This window comes from Streptomyces sp. NPDC030222, assembly GCF_055573115.1.
In genome coordinates this window covers 21,669-45,295 of record NZ_JBVICA010000030.1, presented here as the reverse complement: position 1 = coordinate 45,295, position 23,627 = coordinate 21,669, and the positions used below count along the sequence as shown (strand labels likewise).

Below are 23,627 nucleotides of genomic sequence, written 5' to 3'. Positions count from 1 at the left end.
GCGGTCTGTTGCGGAGTGAGAGTGATCTTTAGGCTCTGCTCATGTCGAAGCAGAAGCGGGGCAGGAAGCACCGAACGCCGCAGAAGCGGGTCCCAGGCCGCTCCCCGGTGCCGCGTCCGCGCGAGGCGGTCGCGGTGCTGCCGGGCGGCGGGTTGCCGCTGCGGGGGAGCATGGACCATACGGCGCGGATGCTGGAACACGCGAAGCCGGACCAGCTGGTGGAACTGGTGCTGCCGTACCTGTGGGTGGCCCTCGCCGACGGCCGCGTCCCGGCGAACGTGTGCGTGGACGCCTGCATGACGCTGCGCAACGCCTACGGCCAGCTCGGCGTGCGGGCCGAACTGCTGCCGGTCGACCTGACCGTTCAACACAAGGACGGAGGCGGCACCCGCTACGGCTCGCTCACCCCGAGCTGGACCGGGACCTCGTGGAACGGGCACTGCGTGCTCGTCCTGCCCGACTCCGAGCGGTTCGTGGACGCCACCGTGGAACAGTTCGACGAGGTCCGTGAGATCGGAATGGGCCCGATGATCGGCAAGGTGGCCTTGACGATCGACGGTACACAGGACTCGGCGATGGAGCCGGGGGCGCAGGTCGTGCTCCGGCGCGGGGACCTGCTGCTGACGTACACGGTCGCCGGCTCACAGGCGCTTGCTTCCATCGTGGAGCACCCCGAGGCGGTGGCCCACGCCGACGGTCACCGGCGCACCGGGGTGAACGTCGCCTCCTTCACCCTGGTCGCCTTGCGCGGTGAGGGGGTGCGCGGGCGGGCGATGCAGGCCCCCTATCCGAGGCTGCGGGCCTTGCTGCGGGCGGTGGGTGATGCCCCGTACGAGGCTGACGAGGCCGGGGATGTGCGGTTCTGCCTGCCCGATGAGGCCGGCCGGGAGCGGTGGCTGCGCCTGGACGAAATCCCGCTGCCGCCAACCACCCCGGCCGCGTGGCCGCGCCCGTAGAGGCGTCAGCCGAGATACGACCGAAAGGGATGGCAGGACCCCGGCGGTGTGATCGCCGGGGTCCTCGTGTTCTGCGGTCCGTCAGGTCACGAGGCCGGTGCCGCGGGCGGAAGTTCGGCGTCGAGCCAGGTGATGAAGGACAGGACCGAGCCCCCGAAGTGCTCGCGTACGCGGGCCTGGATGGCGCGCAGTTCGTGGCCGGGGACGAAGTCGTGGGTGGTGGTCTCGCCGCAGCCGCACGCACAGTCTCGGGTGCGGAAGGGCAGTTCCTCGGGCAGGTCGCCGTACTTGACGCTGTTGCGTGAGTCGTTGGCGAGCGGGTCGGGCTGGTTGATGTACGTGTCGTACATCGGGTGCCCGGGGCCGAGGAGGTTTGCTTCCAGGGCCTTCTTGCGTCCGCGGTCGGTGTCGTGCTCGGTGACGGCGGTGATCTCGGCGACGGCGCGGACCAGGCCCTGGCCAGCGTCGGTGATGAGGAGGAACCGCTCGCGGCTCACGATCTTCATGTCGAGCCGCCACACGCCACGGCCGGCTTCCAGCGCCTCGGCTTCGGTCATGCGCGGGAAGTAGCCGATCGCGGCTCGGCCGAGCACGTCGCCGACCACTCGTTCGTAGTCACCGAGCCTGATCCGGATCGCCATTTCTACCCCTCCAACTTCCCTCACTGCTGCAACTTCTGACGGAAGTAACTATGGCTGGGCGGCGAGGCAAAGTTAAGTGCGTTCTGCTGATTGGCGGAAAGTCGATGTTCGCCCGGAGTGTTCGGTTGAATGGTGAGCGGGGGGCGGAAACGGTCGTTTACGCCCCCGCACGCCGATCCAATGACCAGAGATGGCGAAACCGGGGTGTATCGGCATCCCGGTCCGATCGGGTCCACCCCGCGGCTTCGCCTCCCCATTCCACCCCTCGGTGGAATCCGTGCCGGTTCACGCCGGGCAAGCGGGGAGGAGAAGGCCAGTTCAGCCCTGGGTGTCAACCGATGTGATACCAATCCGAACTGCGGCGATCAGCGGCGGGGCTTGGCCGTGACGATACGGACCCACTGCCCAAGTGCATCAGCCCCGGCAGCGTCCCGGGTGGAATGCCGGTGCGCGCCGGTGGAACGGGTCAGCTGGGCGGCCCAGCCCTGCCAGCCGCTGCGCCGACCGGCCCTGTACGCGGGCTCGACATGCCCGAGAACGCTGCCGTCAGCGGCCACCACGTCCCAGCTGTGGGTCTCCCGGTCCCGGCTGACCAGCGTGGCCCCCGCCGCCACGGCGTCGGCCTGCTTCACCGACATGCGGCGCGGCAGCACGGCCGCCGGCGAGGAGGCGGAAGGCTCCGCAGAATCGTGACGTGACGAACCCGTGGCAGGCACGGCCTTCGGTGCGGCCTCCGGTTCGGCAGGCACAGCCGGTTCGTCACGTGACAGCCGCGCGTCGGCGAGGACGGCCTCGGCGAGCCTGTCCGCCCGGTACCGGATCATGAAGGCGACATCCTCGGCGCTCGCCCGGGGCACACCCGGAAGGACCTCCGAGCCGTCCCAGCAGGACGCCGCCCGGCTCGCGGCGACGCCGACCGCCTCGGCCAAGTCCAGCCACAGGGGGCGAAGAGAGTCCGGGAGACCCGCCCCCACGCCTTGCCCCAGGGGCGCCGGTTCGTTACGTGACGTTGAGGCCGGGACTGTCGCGGGTGCCCGCACCGGAGCCGGGGCGGGCACCGGCCGTGCGGCCAGATCTCTCAGCCGCTCCATCTCAGCGGCCTGCCGTCGGCGGTGGGCCTTCTGGCGGCAAGCCGCCGAGCACGTCCGCCGCGCAGGGCCGCGCCCCTGGACCACCCCGGCCCCGCACACCTCGCACTTCACCATCGGACACCCCACCCGTTCGTAACGTAACGATCCAGCACGACACTACCGCGCCCACCCCGGGACCGTCACGTAACAGACCGGGGTAGCCACTCCCCGCTTCCCAGATGTCGGGTGCCGGTCCGGGAACTCATCCTTCGGCAACAGAAGCTCGACACTGCCGCTAAGAAGGCCCTGTACTCGTGAAGCTACGGCCGGGAGACATGTCTCCCGGCCGTAGCTTCACGAGTACAGGGCCCAGGTGGGCCGGGTCCGGTCCGCGGCTCCCGCCGGTGCCGGATCACTTCCACCTCGAAGGAGGCGGCCGATCCACTCCCTCACTGACCAGAGCGGATCAGATGGCGATCCTGGGGGTAAACCAGGCGTCGGAGCCGGACGGCGTCCTCTGGATCCCTATGGCCGAGTCCTGAAGCCCCCTGGGGCAGGTGATCACACTGGAGAGGTACCCGCCCCGCGGCTTGAGGCCCTTCGTCAAGTCGTAGACCTTCTGACCTGACGGCCCCGCGCAGTTCAGGAAGAACTCCGAGTGGATCGTCCCGTACGTCTTATTGGTGAAGTTCAGCTGCACCTTGTTCGCACTGACGCGCATGATGCACCGCATCACCTTCTTACCCTCACAGCGCCACACGCCATCGGCCGTGGCACGGGATGCCTGAGCTTCAGCGACCGTCACGGACGTCCCCATGAGCGCTGTCGCAGCAACGCCCGCGACCATCATTCGAGCTGCTATTCGCACGATTCACCCGTTCTCTCTGTCCGTGCGACTAACGAACGCCGGGCACACCCTTGGGTCCGCCCGGCGGTGACTCGCTGCGCGCACGTGTTTTCCCGTTGGAAGCTTCCAACGTTCCCCGTGGAGACGATCTTAATATGCACGCTGGGGCGAGCTGTCGCATCGTCAGGTTCGTGCGCCAGTACGCCGCGACCAGCAGGGCCCGGTCCTCCAGCGGCAGGCTCCACGGCCGGCCCTTGCGGACCGCGTCCGCACCCTCGCGCCGCAGCACTGTCACCAGCTTGCCGAAGTTGCGCGGGCTCAGCCCCGTGAACGGGGCTATCCAAGACAGCTCCGACGCCGTGATCACACCAGCCACACCAAGATCATCTCACCCGTGACCAGCAGTTACGGGACAGCCCTTAGACGTATGGCGTGGTGAAGTCCGGAGCCCAGGGCAGAAGGGTTGGATCTGCTCGAAGTACATCGCTGGCGGCCCTGCGTGATGCTGGGTGTGCCGTAGCTTCACGAGCACAGGGCCGAGGGCGGATCGGTCGTCGCGGCCGAGCAGGCCAACGCCCCCCTCCCGCTTCTACTCCCGTCGTTCGTCCTTGCTCACGGAGCACTACATGTCCGTCTGCCGTAGCAATACGAGCGCACCCCCAAGAAGCGCGCGCAGGAGGAGTGAGCCGGGGCGGCCCCGCCGGTGGCCGTCCGGCCGACGGGTGAGGAGCGCGCCGTGCGCCGCCGTCGTGGCCCGGCGCCGCTCTGGCTGTTCGGCCGCACCCGGCCGTCCGGCACGACTTTCCCCCCGGTCCTCCCTGGGCTCCGGATAAGCTCCCCATATCCGGAATCCAGAAAGCGGCATGACAGGCATTCAGGAGATGGCGTGACGAACACGGATCTGTCGCCCGGTCTGAGCAGCATCACACCCGCGCCCGCCGCGCCGGCCCGGCCGGAGGAGTACGACGAGCAGACCCGGGCCGCGCTCGACCACATCGACCGCCGGGCCGTGCGGGTCGTCGCCGACGGCCGGCCGGAGCGCACCCGCACCGGCTACGCGCAGGACTGGGCGAGCTGGAGCATGTTCTGCGAACAGAGCGGCATGCCCCTGCTCGCGCTCACCCCGGGCACCCTGACCGCGTACGTGGAATGGCTGTGGACCCGGCCCGGATGGAAGGCCGGCACCAGCCTCGCGCCCTCCACCATCGACCGGCGCCTGTCCGGCACCGTCGTCTCCGCCCGCGACGAGCACGGCGTGAAGCTGGAGGACGGAGTGGCCCGTCTGGCCCGGAACCGGCTCAGGCAGCTGGTCAAGGAGATGGAGAAGACCGGCGAGAAGCGCGGCCGCGGGCAGGCCGCCCCGCTCCTCGTGGACCACCTGATCGCGATCAGCGCCGCCTGCCCGGACACCCTCATGGGCATCCGCGACCGCGCCCTGGTCCTCATGCACTTCGCCGTCGCCGGCCGCGAGCACGAACTGGCCGCCACCCGGGTGCGCGACTACGCCGTCACCCCCGACGGCATCCAAGCCGACCTCCGCGTCTCCAAGGTCCGCCCCCGCATGGTCCCGGTCCCGTACGGCACCCGCCCCTCCATCTGCCCCGTCCGCGCCTGGACCGCCTGGAAGGAAGCCGCCGACCTCGACCGCGACCCGGACGGCCCCGCCTGGCGCCGCCTGCACTCCCGCTGGCACACCCTCATGAACGGCGGACTGCAGCCCGAATCCGTCGGCGACGTCATCACCCGGGCCGGCGCCCGCGCCGGCATCGAGATCCGCTTCACCGGCCACAGCCCCCGCCGCGGCCTGGCCACCTCCTCCCGCCTCAAAGGCCACGACCAGATCGTCATCGCCAAGCAAGGCGGCTGGGCCCCCCACTCCAAGGTCCTGGCCGGCTACCTCGAAGTCGTGGACCAGTGGGAGGACAACGCCCTGCTGGGGGTGCTGTAGGCCATGCTTCAGCCTCCACCGTCCGCCGTGGACGGTGGGTTGAATTTCGGGACGGGAAGGATAGGTCCAAGAACAGGGAAGGCGTCGAGGAACCCTTGGTGCAGCCTGCGAGTAGCCTGGATGAGGTCAATCGCCACCTGTCGGACCTGAGGAGTCTTTAGATCGTTCCCATAATGAGCAACAGTGTCGTTGTAGTGCTTCAGAGCATCGCCATATTTGACCGTCAGGCCTGGAAGTGCACCCAGGCTGCTCACCGTCTTGGCCCGAGAAATCACAGTAATGGCCCTGCTCGCATCCGAAGCTGACCACGTGTCCGAGCAGGGAACGACCCGGCAAATCTTGTTTCCAGCGTCAACGAGTTGCCAGATCGCTTTAGTTCCGACTGCCACCGCGTTCGCCGGTGTTTCGGTCGGGGGATCCTCTCGAGATCCTTGAATCTTGTAGAACTTGCCACAGTAGCCACCGCCCGGAGTCTCGACCCAAGGCCGTCCCGCCTTCTCGCATTCGCGCTGCGAGTCCTTCTTCCCGGTGCCCTTCTGCTGACGGGGATCTTTCTCCTTGGCGCCTGGCTCGTCGGTGCCCTCGTGCTTGGGTTCCGTCTCGTCGGTACCCTCGTGCTTGGGTTCCGTCTCGTCGGTACCCTCGTGCTTGGGTTCCGTCTCGTCGGTACCCTCGCCATCTGCAGGATCTGGCTCCGGATTCTGGGCTGTTGCTCTGGCCGATACCTCGACGGGTGACTGAGAGGTTGCCATGGCCGTGGTGGCTCCTGCAGAGAAGAGGAGCCCAGTGCTGATGCAGCATGCGCAGATAGGGCGGAGAAGTCTCCGTCGGGCAGAGGTAGTCATAAGGAAACAGCACCTAACGGGTGCGCCTGTAAAGGTGTTCTTTGCCCCTCAGGGGCCTCACTCTGCTGAAGCGGTGATGACTTGTGGGCGACCGCTTTGGACATGAGTCCACGGCACCACGCTCCCCCGACCCATACTTCTCTCGTCACTTGCATCTGGCAAATCGGCCTTTCGAACCCAGACACGCGCAGGTACCCCGGGCTCCGTCGGCCGTGTTGGACGGGCAGGGCCCCTTCTGTAATCGACTAGAGCCCTATGTCCAGCAACCGATCGGTTGATGGACAGGCACGTCAGGCGCCGTTATGCGCCGTCCAGAGCAGGAAGCTGGATCCTTCTGGCGCGCGAGACCCAGTGGATGCGCTGGCGCGGCGGCAGCAGGCTGTAGTCCAGGGTGCGCAGCCCCGAGCCTTCGGTTATGTGCCACGGCGCGATCATCCACAGCCCCTCACGGCCGGGGACCGGTTGGACCGGGCAGCCGGTCAGGACCAGGTCCCAGCGATCCGTGCTCCCGTTGTCGCGGTCGTCCTCCGCCGTCACCGTGCCGAGTACCTTGTGCGGCAGCTCCTGCCTGGCCTGCTTCGCCGTGAAGTTCTGCGAGAGTTCCTTGATGGTGAAGTCGCGCTGCAGGTAGATATCCCGGCTTTTCTCGCCGGGCTCCAGGACGATGACGCTGGCGGCACTGGGCCGCCTATCCTCATCGGCCACGACCAGGTCGCCGTCGAACCGGGCTTGCACTCGCCGATTGCTGAGGTTCTCCAGTACCAGGATTTGCTGAAGCACGAGACGGTTGGCGCCCTCCTGCTCCGCGGGGAAGTGCCAGGTGTGCCCCTGCGGCCAGGGGTTGCACGGCATCCCCATGTTGGTCCACGCCAGCGGCTCCCACTGCGGGGGGCTGAGCTTGAGGGTGACTCCCGGGGCCTGGGAGTCAAGGCGGCTGCGGATCGCGTCGGCGGTCATGAGCTGGCTGACCTTCAGTGCTGCACGTGTGAGGTATCCCTGCCACACGACGCCGCCGAAGGCCAACGTGGTGCCGATCGAGCCGACGGCGCCCCAGAAGGTTTCTGACATGGCGAAGATTCTGGCCCCCACGAGACCCGCCCGTACGATGATCGCCGTCACCAGTCGTAGCACCCGTTGGTACCGGCCCCGAGGCCCCTGCCCAGGGCATCCGCGCCGGCCGCGGCATCCAGACCACGGGGCCACAGCCCGCGCCGGGGACTGGCCACCGAGCCGCGCAGGTGGCAACCCCGACGCCGGTGGTGTCCGAGCTGGGATTCCGAAGCCGCACTGGTGAGCTCGCACCTACCCGTTCCTGCGCCATACAGCCGGCCCGCCGCCGCGCCACTCGATCAAGCCCGGTTCCTGTTCGTCGAGGACGACGTCGTCCGGGTCGAGGCCGGCCCGGCGCAGGAACTCCAAGATGTCCCCGGGGCCGAACGCTCGCCCGAGGATCTCCTCGCCGACCCGCACGCGGCGGCCGCCCTCATCATCTGGCGGATACACGATCACTTGCAGGTCAGACGTCACATCTCCAGCCTGCGACGACCCGGCATACCAGGCACGCCGGGAACCGTCGGCCAAGGCTTCTACCAGCCTGTTGTTACCCCCGCCGAGCAGGTGCTGAGCTGTCCGTTCAGCGCGGCCGTGACGCCACGGGTGGGGCGCCCAGGGTCCGTGATCCTCCGCGGCCTGGGGCGTGCGCGGCTGCAGGTGTTTTGAGCTGAAGGAGCAGCTGGCTGCGGAAGGAGGGGGGCGCGTGCCCGGTCGGCGGCCGCCACCGTTCGCTGTGGCCCGGACCGTGCCCCCGCCGTCACGGATGCACGAGCGTGAGGCGACCGCACCGCCGGGCCGTGGCTGAGCGGGAGCAGCTGTTGCCGCGCGTCACGCGAGGACCAGTGTGGTCGCTCCGCGTCGGCCCGGGTCTCGTCGTGGCGGAGCAGCGTGTCGTCTGTGGTCGGTGCACGCCGTGCTCCCTCCCGGTCCCAGCGGGTATCTACCGCTCACGTAGGCCGTACGGGTTGATCTCCTCGTACCGATCGTCGGACTCGTCCCGGCCGAAGCTCTCTTCCCAGCGTTCCGGCCAGTTCGCCGGGCCCCCAACCCGGAACCGCTCGTCAGCCCAGCGGGGTTCGCCCACGCAGAAGGCATGCACCTGGGGTTGGTCGTCGCCGCTTCGGCGGACGAACTGCTCGTCGTAGATCAGGAAGTGGCCCATGTCGTCGCGGTCTTCACGGACCTCCTCCGGCAGAGTGACCACACGGGTCACCTTGTCGTCGTCGACATCGACCTCGACCATCACCGGCACCACGTACCGGACCCACCGCTTCGCCACCAGCTCCGCCCTCCTGCCAGGTCTTTCCGGCGGCAAGCTATCGGCGTCAGCCTCACCCAAGGAAGCAGAACCCAAAGCACCACTCTCGGCTACTTGTTACTTCGCGGCCGCTTCGGGAGAACTGCACAGAGGCGCGCTCCCGGCCGGGCGGCCGCCGCTGGCGTCCACACAGCCAGCCGCGGCGGGCCGAAGCTCCGGTCCTTGTCCGTGCCACCCCCTAAGCTGGTGGTGCACCACCCGGCCAGCCGCGTACCGCCGGTCGCCGCTCAGCCTGCGCCCACGCCGCGGGCAGCCCCGAGACGGGGGCGGCCAAGGTCTCCTGGGGCCCGCGCAGCAACACCTCGTCACACGTTCCGCCGCCCCTAGCGCGGCACCGTGAATGTTCTCCACCAGGCCCCTGACGTACGGCCGGAGGAGCGTGGGAGATCCGGCCTGGGAGACGTCATGCCGAAGAAGCAGTCCACCGCCGCGAAGAGGGCCCGAGCCGCCGTCAGGTCATCCGGCGCGAAGTACACGACCGCCCTGCGCGAGGGAGCCGGCGGCCCTCATCTTCCGTCCCACCTCCAGCTGGTCGACGAGGACGCGCTGCCCGAGGGCGAGCGCCTGGTCGTCGAGTCCCTGCGGGCCCTTGCGGCCGAGGGCGGCCCGCTGCCGGTACGCATCGTCGAGCCCGATCCGGAAGCCGTGCAGGCGCTGGCCAGCGCCACGGCCAAGGGCGTCCAGCCGTTGTGGACGAGGTGGGCGTCGGTCCAGGCCGCCGTCGACGGCTACGCGGTGCGCGAGGTCCCGTACGGGCCGAACCGGTCGGGGTACACCAAGGACCGCCGCGGTCCCCGTATTCCCGTCCCGGTGCGCATGGGCGACGGCACGGTGCGGGTGTTCGCGATGCCCGAGTGGGCACGCCTGCACCAGGGCCGCTGGATCTGGAACCACACCGGCTGGCCCGTGGATGCGCCGGGCGCCGTCGTCGACCCGCCGCAGAAATTCGCGCCGGCGCCGGACCTGGTGTGTGAGGTGGCGGCCTGGCACGACCTCAGCCGCGACGGGCAGGTGCTGGGCGAGGACTACGGCGGCAGCGCCTCCGGCTGGGAGACCATCGGCTGGTGCACGAGCCGACGCGACGCCGCCGAGGTCGCCCGCGCCTACACCGCGCACCACGGCTCCTACACCCGCGCCGACGTCCTCGCCCACGGGCCCGACCTCGGTGTCGTCTCGGAGGTCACCGACACCTTCCTGCAGGAGCCCAACGCCCCCAAGCGGCCTGCCCCCAGCCGTGCGGCCGGCCCGCGCCCGGCCTCGCCGGCCCGCGACCAGATTCCCGAGCCCGCCTGGCACCAGGGCGAAAGCCACCCGCCGAACGTCTCTCTGCACGTGTGGACCGGCGAGGGCTGGCGCACGCTCATCTGGTGCGGCCACCAAAGCGGCCTGATCGCCGACCTCCTGGGCGTCGGTGACGGCGGCCCCTACACCTGGGCCGAGTCCTGGGGACCGCGTCACCCCGACCGGGACCTGCACGACTGGACGCAGGAAGGCCGCAGCCAGTGGGGCCTGTACCCGGAACCGGAGTACGCCGAGCGGAGCGTCATCAACAACGCCGCCCGCAGCCAGCGGCAGGAAGCCCTCGTCTCCGCGCTCGCCGACCGCGGCGGCCTGACCCGCGAGCAGGCCCTGGCCCGCCTCGCCGACGGCGGCGAGGCCTACCGCGAAGTCCTCGACATCGGCCAGGCCGTCATCTCCCGCGCCCTGCACACCGCCCGCCGCGCCCTGCCCGAAGGCGAAGCCCGTACCGCCGTCCGCCACGCCCTGGACGACCTCATGGACCGCCACCTGCTGCCCGCCGACGCCGCCCGGATCGCGGGCGCGCAGCTCGACACCGAGATCGAGGCTCAGCGTTCGCCGGAGGTGACCGCCTGGTGCCGCAAGGCCGTCGAGGAGTACGTACGCCCCGCACCCGACCCGGCCGCCGCCGGCATCCAGGGCAACTGGCTCGTACAGCCGTCATGACGTCGTGAGGCCATGACGCCACCCCCGCCCTACGCCCACGTCGCTGGCTTCGGCAGATGCACGGCAGCTCCGGCGCCAGCGTCTGGGAGAGCACCAAGGTGAAGGGCCTGACTGCGATGCCAGCTGGGGCGCCTCGGTCAGGTAGGGATTCGGCGCGCGAGCCGGTCCCGTAGCTCCTCCGCTGCGTCCCGCACCCCTACCGGCTGTTGATGGGTACATAGGTGACCCAACAGAGTGATCACTGCTCGCGCTTCACCGACGGACAGCAGCCGCAGCCGGTCGTCGGACTCGTCGAGCAGCTCGTCGACGGCAGTGGCGGAATCACCCATGCCCTGGGAACGACGCCGTGACCAACCGGGTAACCGCCGCCGACGCGCTGAAGAAGCGGTGGCCGCAATGGCCATTCCCTGCCGGAGTGATGCGGGAGGTGAGTCCCCGCTCATTGCCTACGGCCTCGTGTGAGTTGGTGGCGGGCGCACTCAAGGTCCTCAGTGGTACTACGGTTGAACCGCTCGGCGGACTGGAGGGCCATGGCGAGAGCCCGTTTGTCGTCTGGGCTGGCACCGTGCCGGGTGATGCGGAAGGCATTGATCATGTTGGCTGCCGTCATCGCCGCGTTTTCCGCTGCTGGGATGCACGGGTCCTCGACGTCTTCGTAGAGGGTTACGTCGAATGCGGTTCTCACCAGCCGTAGGGCGAGCAGCCGTAGCCGTGTCTCCTCGGACCGGGTGAGAGTGTTGTAGCCGCGGATCAGTTCGGTAAGGCCCTCGGGCGGTTCTGCACCGGGGTCGGCGCGCACGGCCGCATCGAGTTCGGCTTTGGCTAGGAGGATGCCGAGCAGCAGCGGCGCGTCTTCCGGTCGGGGCCCGTGCGGGCGGTGGGTGCGGTCGAGCGTGGGGGCAGCACCCAGCTCGGCCAGCGCACGGTGCAGGGCAGCAGCGCTAGCCGGCCGGGAGCCCGACGATCGCGTCATGATGCCGGCGCCCGCCTACTCGAAGTTCTCCGCGCCACTGTCAGGTGGAGCGGGCCGCCGTTGTGTGTCGGCGCCGCTTGCCCTTCGTGGCCCTGACGGGCTTGGGCATCGAGTGGCTAAGGTTCTCCATTCGTTCGGACAGGCGCAGCATGTGGCCGATCTCCTCTTGGTACATCTTGAGGACTTCGTAGAGGGCGACGTCCTCACCCAGGGGGTCGATCCAGCCGGACAGCAGTCGGCGCAGTTCGGTGTTGATGCGACGCAGTCGCCAGCCGACGGACTCGGCGATCTTCAGGGGGTCGGTGGTGATCAGGTAGCCGTCGCGGAAGGACAAGAACGCTTTGCCCTTCTCCATGGTGATGCGGTCGCGGATGTAGCCCTTGAGGCGTGTGAACTGGCTTTCTGTCGCGTGGATGCGGGTGGTGACCGTGTCTTTGTGGATGAGGACGTCTTCGCCCGCGTCTTCGAAGATGTTCCAGGCCAGTTCCGCGAGGTGCTGGGTGGCAACGGGCGGCGTACGCCGTGCCCGGGTGTCCTCCTTCGGCTTGCGTTCAGCGGTGCTCGTACGGGTTGGCATCTCTATTCATCGCCTTCGTCGAGGATGCGTGCCAGCTCCTCGTCCATGGTCTTCTCGCCGGTCGTCACGACGGTGTCGCACCAGTCCAAGGCGGCACGGATGCGACGGTGGTTGTCCAAGATCGCTCGAACCTCGCGGTCGGTGAACTCCGCGACGTGCAGACCGGGAATCAGGCGCTGCATCTCCACCAGGAAGCTCGTGCCTACCCCGATCAGCTCAAGTACCTCGCTCGATGCCCGGGTGTAGTCCACGGCCGGCTCGCGGCGCCGCACCCGCTGTGTGGCCTCGGCTGTCTCTTCCTCCGCTTCCTCTTCGTGGGCAGCGGCGAAGCGGGCCTCAGCAGCCTGTAGACGCTGCTCATGGTGGGCCCGGTAGAGGATGCGCTGGTTGGAGGTGTTGCTCATCACCCGGTGCGCGACGTCCGGCCGACGGATGAGCTCGCTGACAGCCTCGGCGGCGTTCTCGTCCTGGTCCAGCAGCACCCGGACCCGGTCGAGCTTCTCGGCCTTGGTCAGCGGCCGGTGCGGGAGCCGTCCCGCGTGGCGCAGAGCGCTGTCTTCCGTCCAGTGGCCGCCGTGCGGGGGGTTGTGGATCACCTCGAAGCGGTCGTCCAGGGCGTCCAGGGCCTTATGGATCGACCAGGACACTCCGTCGGCTCGCTTGTCGGGCGGCCAGGCGATGGACACGTGCCGGTAGTTGATCAGGGTGTGGACGTTGATTCCGATCTCGTCGGCATACCGATCGAGCACTGGGAAGACACCACGCTGCTGGTGGTTGTCGGTGCCTGGGCGCTGGACCGGGACCATCTTCAGGGTCAGGTCGCCGAGCCGGAACTGAGCCCGGGACTCTTCCTCGACCAGGTTCCGGCCCTCCTTGACGTAGCGGGCCCACTGGCGGTCGGTGAACCGTTGCGGGAAAGGGCTGGTGATCTTGCTGGCCATGGGACCTCCCACCAGACGCGAAACTCCAGGTGGTGGGGCCGGAGAGATGAGGGCGTTCACCTTCCGGCCTGCGGATCTACACTTACCGATAGTTGCAGTGTGAACCGACTCATTTTCAGTGTGCACCGGTCTCGCAGTCCCCTCAACACGCACGATTCGGCCCGGTCGGGTGACTGCCAGGACCCGGTCGTTCGACGATGTCGAGGTCGGGTGGCGTGACGCCTCCCGGGCGGGACCGGCGGGGGTCCGCGTCACCGTGGACGGCCCGCGGTTCCACCGAGCGTCTCCGCAAGCGCGTCGGGCGAGCTCAGGCCCAGTCGCCGCCGGCACGAGGTGATGCTGCTCATCGGCCAGGACCTGACGGCGTCGCGGTCGCCCGCCATGCCCATCAGTTCTCGCGCGGTCCGCTGCGCATCGTTCATCCAGGGGGCGACGGACTCCTCGTCGAGGACGGCCGCGAACCGCTCCCTCGCCAGTGGGACGTCACCGACGAGCGCCGCGGCGACGCCGGCGTTCCACGGCTCCCAGAGCCACCTGCGCCTGACCGGCTGAGCAGCCACCTCGCCGCCGAGCCGACGTCGGGGAACTGGCGCCGGAGCTTCTCCACCTGCGTTCCCGCACGAGTGGCGAGCTCCTCCGCCACCGGCGAGAACTGCTCGTCACTGCGGTAGTCCCCGGTTCCGCTCAGCCGTTCACTGACGTTGTACGCGAAATGGTCAAGGTCCTGCCACAGCCACATCGCCCCAACGTGCAGGCCGCTGCCCTGGCTCCACCCGGGCGAAGGGAAATCGACAAGCCCCAGCCACCACCCGTGGTCGTCCAGCCAGAGGCGGGACCGGCCACGCCGACGAAGGCCGAGGGGCCGGAGCCGGCTCCCGGCGGCCGCAGCCACCAGCCGCGACGCGGGAGAGGTAGATGCCATGACGGCATTCCCCTCCGGGCGGCATCGCGATCCGGCGGGCGGCCTGAGAACTCCGGCTGAAGGCCATCACCCTCCCGGAGTCCCGGTAGTTATGGAGGACATGGAACCCAACACGGTCTTCGAAGCGATCACTGGTGTCCCGGCTCCCCGGGACGAGGCTGTCGTCGCCGAGCCGATGACCATGGAGAACGCGGGGGCCGCGTGCGACTTCTGCCCGAACGGGCCAATGGTCAGGATCAAGTCGCCACCAGTGGTGTGGGCCTTCCCGGCCGGGCAGGCCGAGCAGTCCGCCGAGCTTGTCCCAGGCTCGGGCATCAGGATCGGCATGCCCATCGCCGCGATGCTCTGGAAGGCGTGCGAACGCTGCCGCCGGCACATCAAGGCCGACAAGTGGGCCGACCTTGCCCGCGAGTGCGGCTACTTGGAGGGCAGCAGCGGCTCCCTGGTCTGGGAGGGCTTCCGTGTCGCGCGGCTTCCCGGCCCCGGCTACGCCTGGCCGCTGGTTCCGCACAAGCTGCCCACCGTGCACAAGAAGGTGCGCGACGCCTGGGAGAAGGGGAAGCTCGCATTCGCCGACCACGTCCGCGAGCGCCTGGAACGAGCTGCTCTGCTTCTGGAGATCGACGGCCACCTGTACGTGCGCTGCGGCCAGGACGGCGACGACACATGGCTGGTCGAGACCGTCGGTGAGGAAGTCGTGGCGCCGTTCAGCTTCCATCTGGAGGGCCGGAGTGTCCGCCTGACCCTGCTCCCGGCCCAGCCGTAGCAGTCTGCCCGGACCAGACCTGCCCTCGGTCGTCATCCGAGGCTGCCCGAACTCCCTCAGCTCTTCCTCGGCGCCTGACCGGTTGGGCCGGGGCGGGAGCGGTCAGGCGGCCGCGAAGGCGACGTAGGTGCCGAGGGTGAGGCCGGAGAAGGTGATGAGCTGGCGGGGCTTGAGGCAGGTGAAGGCCGCGTGCATCGTGATGCCGGCGACGGCCGCGTACGGCATCGTCTGCGGGATGAGGAGCGCGGGCGGCAGCGCAATCTCTGCCGTGATGACGGTCGCCGCGCCCGCGCGCCAGAGGCGGACGTCCCGGTCGGCGAGGTTGCCCATGTGGCGGCGGACGAGGCCGGGGATGGCGTACTGGAAGCGCCGGTGGGGGAGCTGGTCCTTGACCTGGATGTAGGTGTGGATCCACTGAGCGAGGTAGAGGCCGCTGCGGAACTGGGGGGAGCAGAGCTTGTGCCAGGCGCTGTTCCAGTAGATGTCGGTGGTGATCAGCACGAGGAGGCACAGAGCCCAGGTGTTGGCCGTATTCGGGCCGTGCTCGATGGTCAGGCCGTGGCCGAGGTCTCCGGCGGCCAGAAGGCAGGCGCCGGTCAGGAGGGTGTAGCGGACGGCGTTGGGGCTCTTGAGGAACAGCAGCTCCATGGCGGCGCCGGCCAGGACCATCAGCAGTGCCGGGCGGGGTGCGAGCCCGGCGGCCAGGGCGAGGGCGGCGATCGTGCGGATGATCAGTACGGGCCGGTACACGCTCGAGAGGAGCCGGGCCCGTCGGGGGCCGAAGCGTTGTTCGGCGAGGTGGAGGCTGAGGGAGCCGGGGGCGAAGCGGTCCCATCCGCCCTGGCCGAGGGAGAGGGCGAACCGGGCGGTGAGGACGGTGCCGAAGAGGATGCGGAACCACTGGAGCCGGCCAGGGTCGGTGGGGTGCTGGAAGCCCGAGGCGAGCGCGTCAAAGAACCACACGGCTGTCCCTCACTGCCACTTGCTGCTCGCCACGGGCGGACAGGACGCGGCCGTCGCCGTCGATCCGTTCGTACCGGCCGCTGCGGGTGAGGTGGTCGAGGATCGCCTGGAGCTGTGGTGGTCCGAGGATGAACGAGCCGGGCGAGAGGTGGTCGTAGACGTTCACCGGCTCGGCGCGGCCGTCCTTGGTGGTGCCGGTGAGGTGGACGATCGTGAAGGTGGCCCGGCAGAACATCTTCCAGCGCAGCCAGCGGCCGGGCAGGGGCGTGAAGCCGGTGATCATCCATGTCACGAGTGCGCAGGTGACGGTGATCTGGACAGCGGTCAGCACGGATCCGTGCATGGGTGAGACCTCCGTGTCGGGAGGGTGAAGGCGGTGAGTCCTGTGTCCGGGGCTCTGCGGGGGTCAGCGCTCGGGCTTGGGGGGCCGCTGCATCAGCGCGGCCGCGGCCTGGTCGAGAGTGAACTTCTCGTGGAGCAGGGCGGAGACGACTTCCGTGATCGGCATCTCGACGTCGTGGGCGTGGGCCAGGGCGAGGATCGCCTCCGCGCTCTTGACGCCCTCGGTGGTCTGCCGGGTGGCGGCCGTCGCCTCGTCGACGCTCAGGCCGTGGCCGAGGTGGGTGCCGAAGGTGCGGTTGCGGGAGAGCGGGGAGGAGCAGGTCGCCACCAGGTCGCCCAGGCCTGCGAGCCCGGCGAGGGTGGCCGGGTGGGCGCCCATGGCGGTGGCAAGGCGGGTGGTCTCCGCCAGGCCGCGGGTGATGAGCATGGCCTGCGCGTTGTGGCCCGTGCCCATGCCGGAGGCGATGCCGACGGCGAGGGCGATGACGTTCTTCACGGCGCCGCCCAGCTCGCAGCCGGTCACGTCGGCGGACGTGTAGGGCCGGAAGTACGGGGTGTGGCACGCGTGCTGGACGCGGTGGGCGGCGGCCTCGTCGGGGCAGGCGACGGTGGCGGCGGCGGGCTGTCCGTCCATGATCTCGCGGGCCAGGTTCGGGCCGGAGAGCACAGCGACGCGGTCGGCGCCGATGCCGGTCACCTCGGTGATGACCTGGCTCGCCCGCAGCCCGGAGCCGATCTCGATGCCTTTCATCAGCGACACGATCACGGTGTCCGGGCCGATGTGCGGGGCCCAGGCGGCGAGGCTCGCCCGCAGGGACTGTGCGGGGATGGACAGCACGAGGAAGTCCGCGCCGTCCAGCGCGGCGGCCGGATCCGTAGTGGCCGTCAGGGTGTGGGGAAGCTCGACGTCCGGGAAGTACCCCGGGTTGCGGTGGGTGGCGTTGATCGCGTCGGCGATCTCACTGCGCCGGGCGTGCATGATCACGCTCGTGCCGGCGTCCGCCATGATCTTGCCCACGGCGGTGCCCCAGGACCCGGCGGAGAACACCGCCGCACGGACGTGGTGCTGGTTCACTGCGGGGTCCTCTCGCCGGAGGCGGGCCTGTCGCCGGTCTGGCGGCCGGGCCGGGCCATCGTATCGACCGCCCCCACTCCCGCCGGGACGACCGGGGTGGTGGCAGGCGGGCGCCGCAGCGTCAGCAGGACAGCCCGCCGGCCGCGCAGGGTGGGGAGCACCTGATGTGCCTCGCGGAGCATGTTCTCGGCAGGGACCTGGCCCAGCTCGCGCCGCAGCTGATCGGCGTGGGCGATCCACAGCCGGTAGAGCCGCTCCCACATCGCGGGTTCTCCGGGCCGCTCGTCCACGTGCTCCTGCGTCAGCCCGGCGGTGGCGACCGCCTCGTGCCACGCCGGGTCCGCACCGCGCCTAAGGGCGCGGGTCACGATCAGACGGCTGCCGGGGGCCAGGACGCGGCCGAGCTCACGCAGCGCTGCCCCGCGGTCGGCGGCACGGCTGAGAGTGTCCACGCACACGATGCCGTGGGCGTGGCCGTCGGGCAGGCCGGTGTTCTCCAGCTCGGCGATGCGGAAGACGGCGCGGTCGGCGGCGGAGCCGAGGAAGTGAGCGCGGCGGGCAGTGGCCTGTGCGACGGCTACCGGGGAGAGGTCGAAGGCGTCCAGGCGGACGGCGAGGGCGCGGGTCAGCCACAGGCCGATGCCGCCGGCGCCGCATCCGGCGTCCACGAGGACCTGGCCCGGGCGCATCCGCAGCCGCGCGGCCAATAGGCCGAGTAAGGGCCAGTCGCAGGAGCTGGAGGCGGCTACCTCGGCCGGGTAGTCCTCGCCCATCGCCTCGGCATACAGGCGGGCGACCAGATCGGTGCGGGTGCGGGCGGTGTGGAAGGCGTCGTACTCGGCCAACCTCACGGTCGGGGTGGTGGTGTTCATCGGGGCATCGACCTTCTGATCCGTGAGCGGGTTCCGGGGCAGACGACCTGTACGGCGTGGACAGGGTCGTCCGGGGCGGACAGGTCCAGGGCCGCCGGTTCGTACCCGGTGACGTGCGCGACCTGCCGGGCCACGGTCCGGGCCTGGTCGGCGAAGCCTCCGCCGGCCGGGGTGAAGCGGGCCGTCGCGTCCGGCCACGGCGCGAGCCCGGCGGTCCGCGGCGGGTGGAAGGGCGGGGTGTCGAAGCTGCCCGGGTCGCTGGGAAGGTCGTCCCGGGTCCCGGCGATGGCGGCGAGCCGGGACTGGGCGGCCTCGGTCATCGCCCGCGTCAGCGCGATCCCCGGGACGCTGTGGCAGCCGCCGCCGGCGAAGACGACCGGGTAGTCCTCCGACCACAGGTAGGCCACACACACCGGCAGCCCGTATGGGCCGTCCACCAGCGCGATCTCCAGCGCCATGCCCGCGGCCGTCAGCCGGGCGATCACGTCCATGCCGTGCGGGTCGTCGACCGTCCGGGGGTCGATCAGGGTGCGCCGCTGTCCGCCCGCCTGCCCGTCCCGGTACAGCACATCGCGCTCCACCACCTCGAACAGGCCGTGCAGCAGCGCCTCGTCGCGGCTGTTGCCGCACGCCAGACCGGTGCTGGTTGCACGCAGCAGGTCCGGGCTCCACTCTGGCCGCTGCACCCGGCGGCGGACCAGGTCGACCGGCAGCAGCCGCTTCTCGCCGCTGACCAGGCCGGTGCCGGGGGTCCACTCCCACACCATCCGGGTCAGGGTGTCCTCGGGATGCGGGATGGTCAGCGGCAGCGCCGTCACGGGGCAGTCGGGGGCGACCTCGGCGGCCGGACCGTACGCGGGGACGGGCAGCGGCTGCTCGACGTGCCACAGCTCGATCGCTTCCATGACCGCCGACAGCTTCGCCAACAGGGCGGTGGCGCCCTTGCCCTGGGAGGTGCTCAGGGTCCGCGAGGCGGGCCGGATCGCCGTCCACACCGGCAGCCCGATGCAGTCCAGCCCGGTCAGGTCCGCGAGGCGGGTGATGCCGTATTCCGGCAGGAACCCGGCCACCGCCTCCCACGTCTCCTCCGGCTGCCGGGCCCGTACCGTGCCCGGCAGCGCCACCGGGCCGTCACCGCGTAACACAGGCCGTCTCCGTCCGCTCGGTCGTCTCTCTCATCTCCTGGAGCAGCCCGGGGACGAGCCGCTTGGCCGCCTGGACGGCGTGCGCCCCGCAGACCAGCCCGCGCGCGGATGCCTCGTCGTTGAACTCCCGCTCAGGGCACTGCCACACCCGCTGAAGAAGCCGGCGGGTGAGGTCGTCGCGCACCGCCGCGACCGTGAACCCCGGCCGGGTGCGACGCTCCTGCGCGAGAGCGTCGGCGTACCGGGCGACCGCCTGACGGTCCTGCTCGGTCTCGCCGGCCAGCAGCAGGGCCACGGTCTGCTCATCCCGCAGGTCGACCGCCGGGTGAAACACGCGGTCGGCGGGCAGGTCGCCGCCGGTGACCTGGGCCAGCCGCACCTCAAGCGGCAGGCCTGGCCCTTCGTCAGCTGGGTGGAGGGAGCGGTGTTCGAGGTAGGCGGCCCACGTCGTGGCGAACGCCGGGTCGAACACCTGCTGGTAGACGAGGCGGTCCTCGGTGGACAGCTCCAGCCCGTCCGCACAGGTGCGGGCGAAGGCATTGGACCAGCGACGGAAGTACGTCGTCTCCCACACCGCAGGCGCCCGCCGGGCGTCGGTCTGCGGCGCTCCGCCGCTGTCCAGCGCGACGCGTACGGCCGCGAGGGCGTCGGCGCGCTTGAGGTCGCCGAAGTGCCGGTCCTGCTCAAGCCGTGCGGCCAGCCATGCGGCGAACTCCGTCTCGCCCTGGCGACGGCACACGGCCCGTACGGCAGCCCGCGTGCGGTGCGGGTAGTAGACCGCGCGCAGCGCCGCCAGGAGCCTGGCGGCGCGTTCGCCGTCGAGGACCCCGGCCGACTGGGCAAGCTGAAGGACGTGCCGGAGGTTCACCACCGGCAAGGTCAGCGCGCCGAACTCCCCGTCCGGGGCCTGTCCGACGGCCACCTCGTCGTCGCCGTCGATCTCTCCCCGGGCGTAGGCGTTGTAGATGTGGCCGACGCCGAGCATCCCGAACCGGGCCAGTTCGGCGGCCCGCAGCGCGCCGATGCTCGCCGCCCCGATCACCGTCACTCCCCGGCCCATCGCGGCCAGGATCTCCTTGTGACGCAGCGCCGGCGCCTGGTGATACACCCCGTCGATGACCAGCGCCGTGTCTCCGCTGCGGATCGCGGGATCGAACAGGTCGCCGTGCCGGGCCGGCGGCCACACCCGTATGCCCTGGGCAGCAAGCTGCGGCTCGGAGCCGGGCAGCGTCGGCCCGACGAACACGTGAATCACTGTGACCTCCACGGTCGAACCGAGGGGCACCCCTCCCCGGGCCCGGGCAGGGCCGGGGAGGGGCGCCCAGGTCAGGACGCGCGAGACGGGGACTACTCCTCGTCCTCGACGTCGACGGCGACCACCACGGGACCGGTGACCTGCTCGTTCTCCCCCACCGAGGCGCTGGCGACGGCGATACCGGACTTGGACTCCACGGGCCTTCTCCTTCAGTGCGTGTGCTGTGGTTGCGGACAGTGCGGGCGCCTGCCGCCCGCATGCCGGTGGTGCCGCGGGTCCGCAGGGGCATCTCGCCCCCTGCGTGCCCGCCTTCCCGCCCCTGGCCGGGGCGGGAAGCCTGTGGTTCAACCCTGGGTGAGGGTCCGGTGGTCGGCGACGATCCACTCTGTGCCGCCGCCCTCCGGGCGCAGGAAGATCGCGCAGTCGGTGACGCGCCGGGTGGCGGGGTCTTCCCACTCGCCAATGAACTGCACGACGCCCCGCCGTCCCTGACCGTCGACGGCCGAGGCGCCCTCGGTCAGCCAGTCGGGCAAGAAGCGGTGGGCGGTGTTCATGACGCAACCTCCGTGATCGGGCTCCCGCAAGGATGAACCGTGCCCAACCTGCCTCGGAGGGGCACCATGAGGGGCATCATGTGCCCATGCCGATCGGACAGTTGATCCGTGATCTGCGCACCCTCAAACACTGGAGCCAGGCCAGGCTCGCCGAACAGTTGGCCGTTTCCGCAGGTGACCCCACCGGAGCACCGGGGCGGGACGCAGTCAAGCGGTGGGAGACGGGCAAGGTCATCCCCGGCGGGCACTGGATCGGGCACCTGTCCCGCGTACTGGGCGCCTCTGTCGAGCAATTGGAGGCGGAGGCTAGGCTCGACCGCGTGAACCGACGAGCCTTCCTGGGACTGTCCGCCCTGGCCGTCACGCACGGCGCGCTCGCCACCGAGATGGCGGCCAGCATCGCCGGCCGCGACCCGGGCCCCCTGGCCCGCCTCCAGACCACGCACGGCACGGACATCGTCACCGCGTCGCTGACGGACAAGGCGTCCACCGTCCACCTGCGCCGGTGGATGCTGGACGGCGACGTACCAATCCTGCGTGTCAACGCCGCGGGCATCCTCGCCAAGCTCCCCGGCCAGGGCCAGGCCGACCAGGTCGCCCGCGTCCTGGCCCACGACGAGGAGGTCCGCCACCTCTACCTGACGGCCGTGACCTCCCGCGTCTGCGCCGTGGACTGGACGACCGCCGGCCGGATCGCCTCCCGGCCCACCGCCTACGCCCACCGCGCGGACTTTCTCGCCACCCGCTTCGCCAGAGAGGCCCTCAACCCCCGGGATTCTGGCGCTCGCTGGTGTTCCTCGGTCATGCTGCGGGAGCTGAGCCCCATGATCGGACGGAGTCCCGCATGATCGTCTTTGAAGTCCCCGCCGGTGAGCTCGTCAACGAGCTGAACCGCCAAGCCGCCGACGCCGGCATCACCGACGCCGCGATCGTCTCTCTGATCGGGGCCGCGGACTCCTTCACCGTCTCGACTATGCCCGAGGGCGACGCGCTCAAGGACACCATCACCACGTACGACCTGCCCGGCGAGATGACCGGCACCGGTGAGATCCGCAACGGCTTCGTCCACCTCCACGTCGTCATGGGCGTCGAAGGCGACCGCGCCATCGCCGGGCACCTCCACGAAGCGCACATCGGCACCCACTTCGCCCGCGCCTACGTCATCCCCATCTAGTCGTCGCTCTGCCCGATCGCCGTCCACGCCCACTCGTCGCGTGTCACCCGCGACCGGCGGCAATGGTCGAGGGTGTCGGGTCCAACAGGTCTATAGCGGCGTGAAGTGCGCGGCTCGGTCCAGGGCCCGCAGCAGCTCCGGTTCCCATCCGGTACGCGGGACGTCGAGTGCGGACAGGCCACAGGAGCCGAGGACGGCGAGCTGTGCGCGGTGCCCGATTCCCTCCCGCCACGCCTCGCGCAGGGTCTGGCGGGCCAGTCGGTGGGCCTTGCGGCCGGCGGTCGCGACGGTCTCCTCGTCAGGGAGCGCGGCCAGCTGCCTCCCGGCCTCCTCCAGGTCGGCCATGCAGCGGGCGGCGCGCTCGGCGTCGGGGGCGGGGGGCACCATCTGCAGCTGCGGCTCGGCGACGCCGCGGCGCAGCTGTTCCATCCGTACCGGCAACGGCTGCCAGCCCGCGGTCCCGGCGAGGTCGACGTTCACCGTCGCCACGGTGCGGGTGTAGCTGCGGGCCACCCCGCGTGGCTGCAGGGCGGTGCCGGCGGGCCGGTACTCCGGCTCGACGCCTTCGGCGACCACGCCGCCGTGGTTGCCGCGCACCGACACCCACAGCCAGTCGGCGCCGCCGGTCACCTCGGCCATCAGCAGACGGCGGACCTGGAGCCACCGCTGCAGGGCGGCCCGGGTCGCCCGGCGCAGCGGGTAGACCTCGACGGACACCGGGGTGTCCCGGCGGGCGTTCTGCGGCCGCCGGGTGATGCGCACCTCTTCCAGCGCGGGGGAGAGGTCTTCCAGGCGCAGCGCGCACAGCTCGCCGACCCGGCACCCGGTGTCCAGGACCACGGACGCCATGGCGAGCATCCGCACCCACAGGGGGTACGGCCCGGCGAGCAGGCCGCCCTCGACGGTCCAGCGGGTGCGTCGGCCGACGACGTCGGCGAGGGTCTGCAGGCTGGCGCGCAGCCGCTCGCGTCGTACGACGTCGACCGGCTCCTTGCCGGGCAGCTCCTGCAGCTGGCGCAGGTGGACGACCTCCAGGCCGAGCTCGCGCTGCAGGAGCACCATCACCCCGGACCGCACCATCGCGGTCGCCTCCGATGTCGGCCGCTTGGCGCCCCGGTCGCGCAGCTCGCCGATCAGGGCCAGGCGCTCGTACTCCTTGAGCGAGTCGGAGGCGAGGACGTCGGCCAGGTCGTCGGCGAGTGTCAGGGGGTGCTCAGGGTGCTTGAGCGCGCGGACCAGCTCTCGGGCGTGGGCGCGGATCTGCCGCCGGCGGGCCTCGGAGGGCGCCTGCTCGCACACGGCGTCCACGGCCTCTTGGAGCTCGGGCAGCTCCTCCAGAATGTCGGGCTTCTTCATCACGGACTGCACGGTAGCCACGCCCGGAGAGCCGCGCGGCCCGGATGGTGTCAGAAACATCAGGCCCAA

26 protein-coding genes and 1 pseudogene are annotated in these 23,627 nt (G+C 70.4%); 7 read left to right on the top strand and 20 right to left on the bottom strand.

Features of this window, described 5'->3' with window-relative positions:
- The first annotated feature begins 41 nt into the window (after positions 1–41).
- Complete coding sequence (locus tag ACZ4Z5_RS30825; protein ID WP_468269101.1) at positions 42–956, top strand: hypothetical protein; 915 nt, start codon at positions 42–44, stop codon at positions 954–956.
- Positions 957–1,042: 86 nt separating this feature from the next.
- Here ACZ4Z5_RS30825 and ACZ4Z5_RS30820 read toward each other — a convergent pair whose 3' ends face one another.
- From ACZ4Z5_RS30820 to ACZ4Z5_RS30805, 4 genes and pseudogenes are all read right to left on the bottom strand, one after another.
- Positions 1,043–1,597, bottom strand: coding sequence for a hypothetical protein (locus ACZ4Z5_RS30820; RefSeq protein WP_468269099.1), 555 nt, complete (start codon positions 1,595–1,597; stop codon positions 1,043–1,045).
- Positions 1,598–1,962: 365 nt separating this feature from the next.
- Positions 1,963–2,421 carry a hypothetical protein gene (locus ACZ4Z5_RS30815; protein ID WP_468269097.1) on the bottom strand — a complete coding sequence of 153 codons (459 nt, stop codon included), beginning with the start codon at positions 2,419–2,421 and terminating at the stop codon, positions 1,963–1,965.
- 712 nt (positions 2,422–3,133) lie between these two features.
- The gene (locus ACZ4Z5_RS30810) at positions 3,134–3,388 is read right to left on the bottom strand and encodes a hypothetical protein (protein WP_468269095.1); all 255 of its coding nucleotides are present in this window, start codon (positions 3,386–3,388) and stop codon (positions 3,134–3,136) included.
- 289 nt (positions 3,389–3,677) lie between these two features.
- Positions 3,678–3,890: pseudogene (locus ACZ4Z5_RS30805) on the bottom strand (transposase family protein); the annotation flags it as partial.
- A gap of 510 nt (positions 3,891–4,400) precedes the next feature.
- Here ACZ4Z5_RS30805 and ACZ4Z5_RS30800 point away from each other — a divergent pair.
- Positions 4,401–5,462: a site-specific integrase gene (locus tag ACZ4Z5_RS30800; protein ID WP_468269093.1), complete on the top strand. Its 1,062-nt coding sequence runs from the start codon at positions 4,401–4,403 to the stop codon at positions 5,460–5,462.
- Positions 5,463–5,470: 8 nt separating this feature from the next.
- On the opposite strand, the gene ACZ4Z5_RS30795 is transcribed toward ACZ4Z5_RS30800, so the two are convergent.
- The 4 genes from ACZ4Z5_RS30795 to ACZ4Z5_RS30780 all read right to left on the bottom strand — a co-directional run bounded on the left by ACZ4Z5_RS30795 (position 5,471) and on the right by ACZ4Z5_RS30780 (position 8,639).
- Positions 5,471–6,214: a hypothetical protein gene (locus tag ACZ4Z5_RS30795; protein WP_468269091.1), complete on the bottom strand. Its 744-nt coding sequence runs from the start codon at positions 6,212–6,214 to the stop codon at positions 5,471–5,473.
- A 393-nt stretch (positions 6,215–6,607) separates the two neighbouring features.
- Positions 6,608–7,375: a hypothetical protein gene (locus ACZ4Z5_RS30790; RefSeq protein ID WP_468269089.1), complete on the bottom strand. Its 768-nt coding sequence runs from the start codon at positions 7,373–7,375 to the stop codon at positions 6,608–6,610.
- 234 nt (positions 7,376–7,609) lie between these two features.
- Positions 7,610–7,834 carry a hypothetical protein gene (locus tag ACZ4Z5_RS30785; protein ID WP_468269086.1) on the bottom strand — a complete coding sequence of 75 codons (225 nt, stop codon included), beginning with the start codon at positions 7,832–7,834 and terminating at the stop codon, positions 7,610–7,612.
- Between the two features lie 466 nt (positions 7,835–8,300).
- Entirely contained in the window at positions 8,301–8,639 is a 339-nt protein-coding gene (locus ACZ4Z5_RS30780; protein ID WP_468269083.1) for a hypothetical protein, read from the bottom strand.
- A gap of 444 nt (positions 8,640–9,083) precedes the next feature.
- Here ACZ4Z5_RS30780 and ACZ4Z5_RS30775 point away from each other — a divergent pair, with 444 nt between their 5' ends.
- Positions 9,084–10,643 carry a hypothetical protein gene (locus tag ACZ4Z5_RS30775; RefSeq protein WP_468269080.1) on the top strand — a complete coding sequence of 520 codons (1,560 nt, stop codon included), beginning with the start codon at positions 9,084–9,086 and terminating at the stop codon, positions 10,641–10,643.
- Between the two features lie 221 nt (positions 10,644–10,864).
- A complete protein-coding gene (locus tag ACZ4Z5_RS30770) occupies positions 10,865–10,993 on the top strand; it encodes a hypothetical protein (protein ID WP_468269077.1) in 129 nt (42 codons plus the stop codon).
- Positions 10,994–11,082: 89 nt separating this feature from the next.
- On the opposite strand, the gene ACZ4Z5_RS30765 is transcribed toward ACZ4Z5_RS30770, so the two are convergent.
- From ACZ4Z5_RS30765 to ACZ4Z5_RS30750, 4 genes are all read right to left on the bottom strand, one after another.
- Positions 11,083–11,616, bottom strand: a complete 534-nt coding sequence (locus ACZ4Z5_RS30765) for a hypothetical protein (protein WP_468269074.1) — start codon at positions 11,614–11,616, stop codon at positions 11,083–11,085.
- Between the two features lie 40 nt (positions 11,617–11,656).
- Complete coding sequence (locus ACZ4Z5_RS30760; RefSeq protein ID WP_468269071.1) at positions 11,657–12,193, bottom strand: hypothetical protein; 537 nt, start codon at positions 12,191–12,193, stop codon at positions 11,657–11,659.
- Positions 12,194–12,195: 2 nt separating this feature from the next.
- Complete coding sequence (locus ACZ4Z5_RS30755) at positions 12,196–13,134, bottom strand: DUF6192 family protein (RefSeq protein WP_468269068.1); 939 nt, start codon at positions 13,132–13,134, stop codon at positions 12,196–12,198.
- Between the two features lie 251 nt (positions 13,135–13,385).
- Positions 13,386–13,694 carry a hypothetical protein gene (locus ACZ4Z5_RS30750; protein ID WP_468269065.1) on the bottom strand — a complete coding sequence of 103 codons (309 nt, stop codon included), beginning with the start codon at positions 13,692–13,694 and terminating at the stop codon, positions 13,386–13,388.
- A 462-nt stretch (positions 13,695–14,156) separates the two neighbouring features.
- Between ACZ4Z5_RS30750 and ACZ4Z5_RS30745 the strand changes: the two genes are divergently transcribed.
- Positions 14,157–14,822 carry a hypothetical protein gene (locus tag ACZ4Z5_RS30745; RefSeq protein ID WP_468269062.1) on the top strand — a complete coding sequence of 222 codons (666 nt, stop codon included), beginning with the start codon at positions 14,157–14,159 and terminating at the stop codon, positions 14,820–14,822.
- A 102-nt stretch (positions 14,823–14,924) separates the two neighbouring features.
- Here the strand turns inward: ACZ4Z5_RS30745 and ACZ4Z5_RS30740 are convergent, their stop codons facing one another.
- From ACZ4Z5_RS30740 to ACZ4Z5_RS30710, 7 genes are all read right to left on the bottom strand, one after another.
- A complete protein-coding gene (locus ACZ4Z5_RS30740; protein WP_468269060.1) occupies positions 14,925–15,785 on the bottom strand; it encodes a hypothetical protein in 861 nt (286 codons plus the stop codon).
- Positions 15,772–16,128, bottom strand: a complete 357-nt coding sequence (locus ACZ4Z5_RS30735; protein ID WP_468269057.1) for a hypothetical protein — start codon at positions 16,126–16,128, stop codon at positions 15,772–15,774. Before ACZ4Z5_RS30735 ends, ACZ4Z5_RS30740 begins: the two co-directional genes overlap by 14 nt.
- A 63-nt stretch (positions 16,129–16,191) precedes the next feature.
- Positions 16,192–17,202 (bottom strand): NAD(P)H-dependent glycerol-3-phosphate dehydrogenase, encoded by a 1,011-nt coding sequence (locus ACZ4Z5_RS30730; protein WP_468269055.1) that lies wholly within the window; start codon positions 17,200–17,202, stop codon positions 16,192–16,194.
- On the bottom strand, positions 17,199–18,074 hold the full coding sequence (locus tag ACZ4Z5_RS30725) for a class I SAM-dependent methyltransferase (protein WP_468269052.1): 876 nt from the start codon (positions 18,072–18,074) through the stop codon (positions 17,199–17,201). The genes ACZ4Z5_RS30730 and ACZ4Z5_RS30725 overlap by 4 nt, the downstream gene beginning before the upstream one ends.
- On the bottom strand, positions 18,071–19,219 hold the full coding sequence (locus ACZ4Z5_RS30720) for a YcaO-like family protein (protein WP_468269049.1): 1,149 nt from the start codon (positions 19,217–19,219) through the stop codon (positions 18,071–18,073). The genes ACZ4Z5_RS30725 and ACZ4Z5_RS30720 overlap by 4 nt, the downstream gene beginning before the upstream one ends.
- A complete protein-coding gene (locus ACZ4Z5_RS30715) occupies positions 19,206–20,465 on the bottom strand; it encodes a TfuA-like protein (RefSeq protein WP_468269046.1) in 1,260 nt (419 codons plus the stop codon). Before ACZ4Z5_RS30715 ends, ACZ4Z5_RS30720 begins: the two co-directional genes overlap by 14 nt.
- A 353-nt stretch (positions 20,466–20,818) precedes the next feature.
- Positions 20,819–21,028, bottom strand: coding sequence for a hypothetical protein (locus ACZ4Z5_RS30710; RefSeq protein ID WP_468269043.1), 210 nt, complete (start codon positions 21,026–21,028; stop codon positions 20,819–20,821).
- An 86-nt stretch (positions 21,029–21,114) separates the two neighbouring features.
- Between ACZ4Z5_RS30710 and ACZ4Z5_RS30705 the strand changes: the two genes are divergently transcribed.
- Both ACZ4Z5_RS30705 and ACZ4Z5_RS30700 read left to right on the top strand, forming a co-directional pair.
- Positions 21,115–21,876: a helix-turn-helix domain-containing protein gene (locus ACZ4Z5_RS30705; protein WP_468269040.1), complete on the top strand. Its 762-nt coding sequence runs from the start codon at positions 21,115–21,117 to the stop codon at positions 21,874–21,876.
- Positions 21,873–22,202 (top strand): PCC domain-containing protein, encoded by a 330-nt coding sequence (locus tag ACZ4Z5_RS30700; RefSeq protein ID WP_468269037.1) that lies wholly within the window; start codon positions 21,873–21,875, stop codon positions 22,200–22,202. Before ACZ4Z5_RS30705 ends, ACZ4Z5_RS30700 begins: the two co-directional genes overlap by 4 nt.
- A 90-nt stretch (positions 22,203–22,292) precedes the next feature.
- On the opposite strand, the gene ACZ4Z5_RS30695 is transcribed toward ACZ4Z5_RS30700, so the two are convergent.
- Positions 22,293–23,558: a tyrosine-type recombinase/integrase gene (locus tag ACZ4Z5_RS30695; RefSeq protein WP_468269034.1), complete on the bottom strand. Its 1,266-nt coding sequence runs from the start codon at positions 23,556–23,558 to the stop codon at positions 22,293–22,295.
- Positions 23,559–23,627 lie beyond the last annotated feature (69 nt).

What these genes read in the sequence shown, in the direction of transcription:
- ACZ4Z5_RS30710 (WP_468269043.1), bottom strand. Translation starts at nt 21,028, where the DNA reads ATGAACACCGCCCACCGCTTCTTGCCCGACTGGCTGACCGAGGGCGCC.
- ACZ4Z5_RS30820 (WP_468269099.1), bottom strand. Translation starts at nt 1,597, where the DNA reads ATGGCGATCCGGATCAGGCTCGGTGACTACGAACGAGTGGTCGGCGAC.
- ACZ4Z5_RS30735 (WP_468269057.1), bottom strand. Translation starts at nt 16,128, where the DNA reads ATGCACGGATCCGTGCTGACCGCTGTCCAGATCACCGTCACCTGCGCA.
- ACZ4Z5_RS30760 (WP_468269071.1), bottom strand. Translation starts at nt 12,193, where the DNA reads ATGCCAACCCGTACGAGCACCGCTGAACGCAAGCCGAAGGAGGACACC.
- ACZ4Z5_RS30745 (WP_468269062.1), top strand. Translation starts at nt 14,157, where the DNA reads ATGGAACCCAACACGGTCTTCGAAGCGATCACTGGTGTCCCGGCTCCC.
- ACZ4Z5_RS30725 (WP_468269052.1), bottom strand. Translation starts at nt 18,074, where the DNA reads ATGAACACCACCACCCCGACCGTGAGGTTGGCCGAGTACGACGCCTTC.
- ACZ4Z5_RS30825 (WP_468269101.1), top strand. Translation starts at nt 42, where the DNA reads ATGTCGAAGCAGAAGCGGGGCAGGAAGCACCGAACGCCGCAGAAGCGG.
- ACZ4Z5_RS30815 (WP_468269097.1), bottom strand. Translation starts at nt 2,421, where the DNA reads ATGATCCGGTACCGGGCGGACAGGCTCGCCGAGGCCGTCCTCGCCGAC.
- ACZ4Z5_RS30810 (WP_468269095.1), bottom strand. Translation starts at nt 3,388, where the DNA reads ATGCGCGTCAGTGCGAACAAGGTGCAGCTGAACTTCACCAATAAGACG.
- ACZ4Z5_RS30695 (WP_468269034.1), bottom strand. Translation starts at nt 23,558, where the DNA reads ATGAAGAAGCCCGACATTCTGGAGGAGCTGCCCGAGCTCCAAGAGGCC.
- ACZ4Z5_RS30765 (WP_468269074.1), bottom strand. Translation starts at nt 11,616, where the DNA reads ATGACGCGATCGTCGGGCTCCCGGCCGGCTAGCGCTGCTGCCCTGCAC.
- ACZ4Z5_RS30700 (WP_468269037.1), top strand. Translation starts at nt 21,873, where the DNA reads ATGATCGTCTTTGAAGTCCCCGCCGGTGAGCTCGTCAACGAGCTGAAC.
- ACZ4Z5_RS30775 (WP_468269080.1), top strand. Translation starts at nt 9,084, where the DNA reads ATGCCGAAGAAGCAGTCCACCGCCGCGAAGAGGGCCCGAGCCGCCGTC.
- ACZ4Z5_RS30705 (WP_468269040.1), top strand. Translation starts at nt 21,115, where the DNA reads ATGCCGATCGGACAGTTGATCCGTGATCTGCGCACCCTCAAACACTGG.
- ACZ4Z5_RS30795 (WP_468269091.1), bottom strand. Translation starts at nt 6,214, where the DNA reads ATGGCAACCTCTCAGTCACCCGTCGAGGTATCGGCCAGAGCAACAGCC.
- ACZ4Z5_RS30790 (WP_468269089.1), bottom strand. Translation starts at nt 7,375, where the DNA reads ATGTCAGAAACCTTCTGGGGCGCCGTCGGCTCGATCGGCACCACGTTG.
- ACZ4Z5_RS30755 (WP_468269068.1), bottom strand. Translation starts at nt 13,134, where the DNA reads ATGGCCAGCAAGATCACCAGCCCTTTCCCGCAACGGTTCACCGACCGC.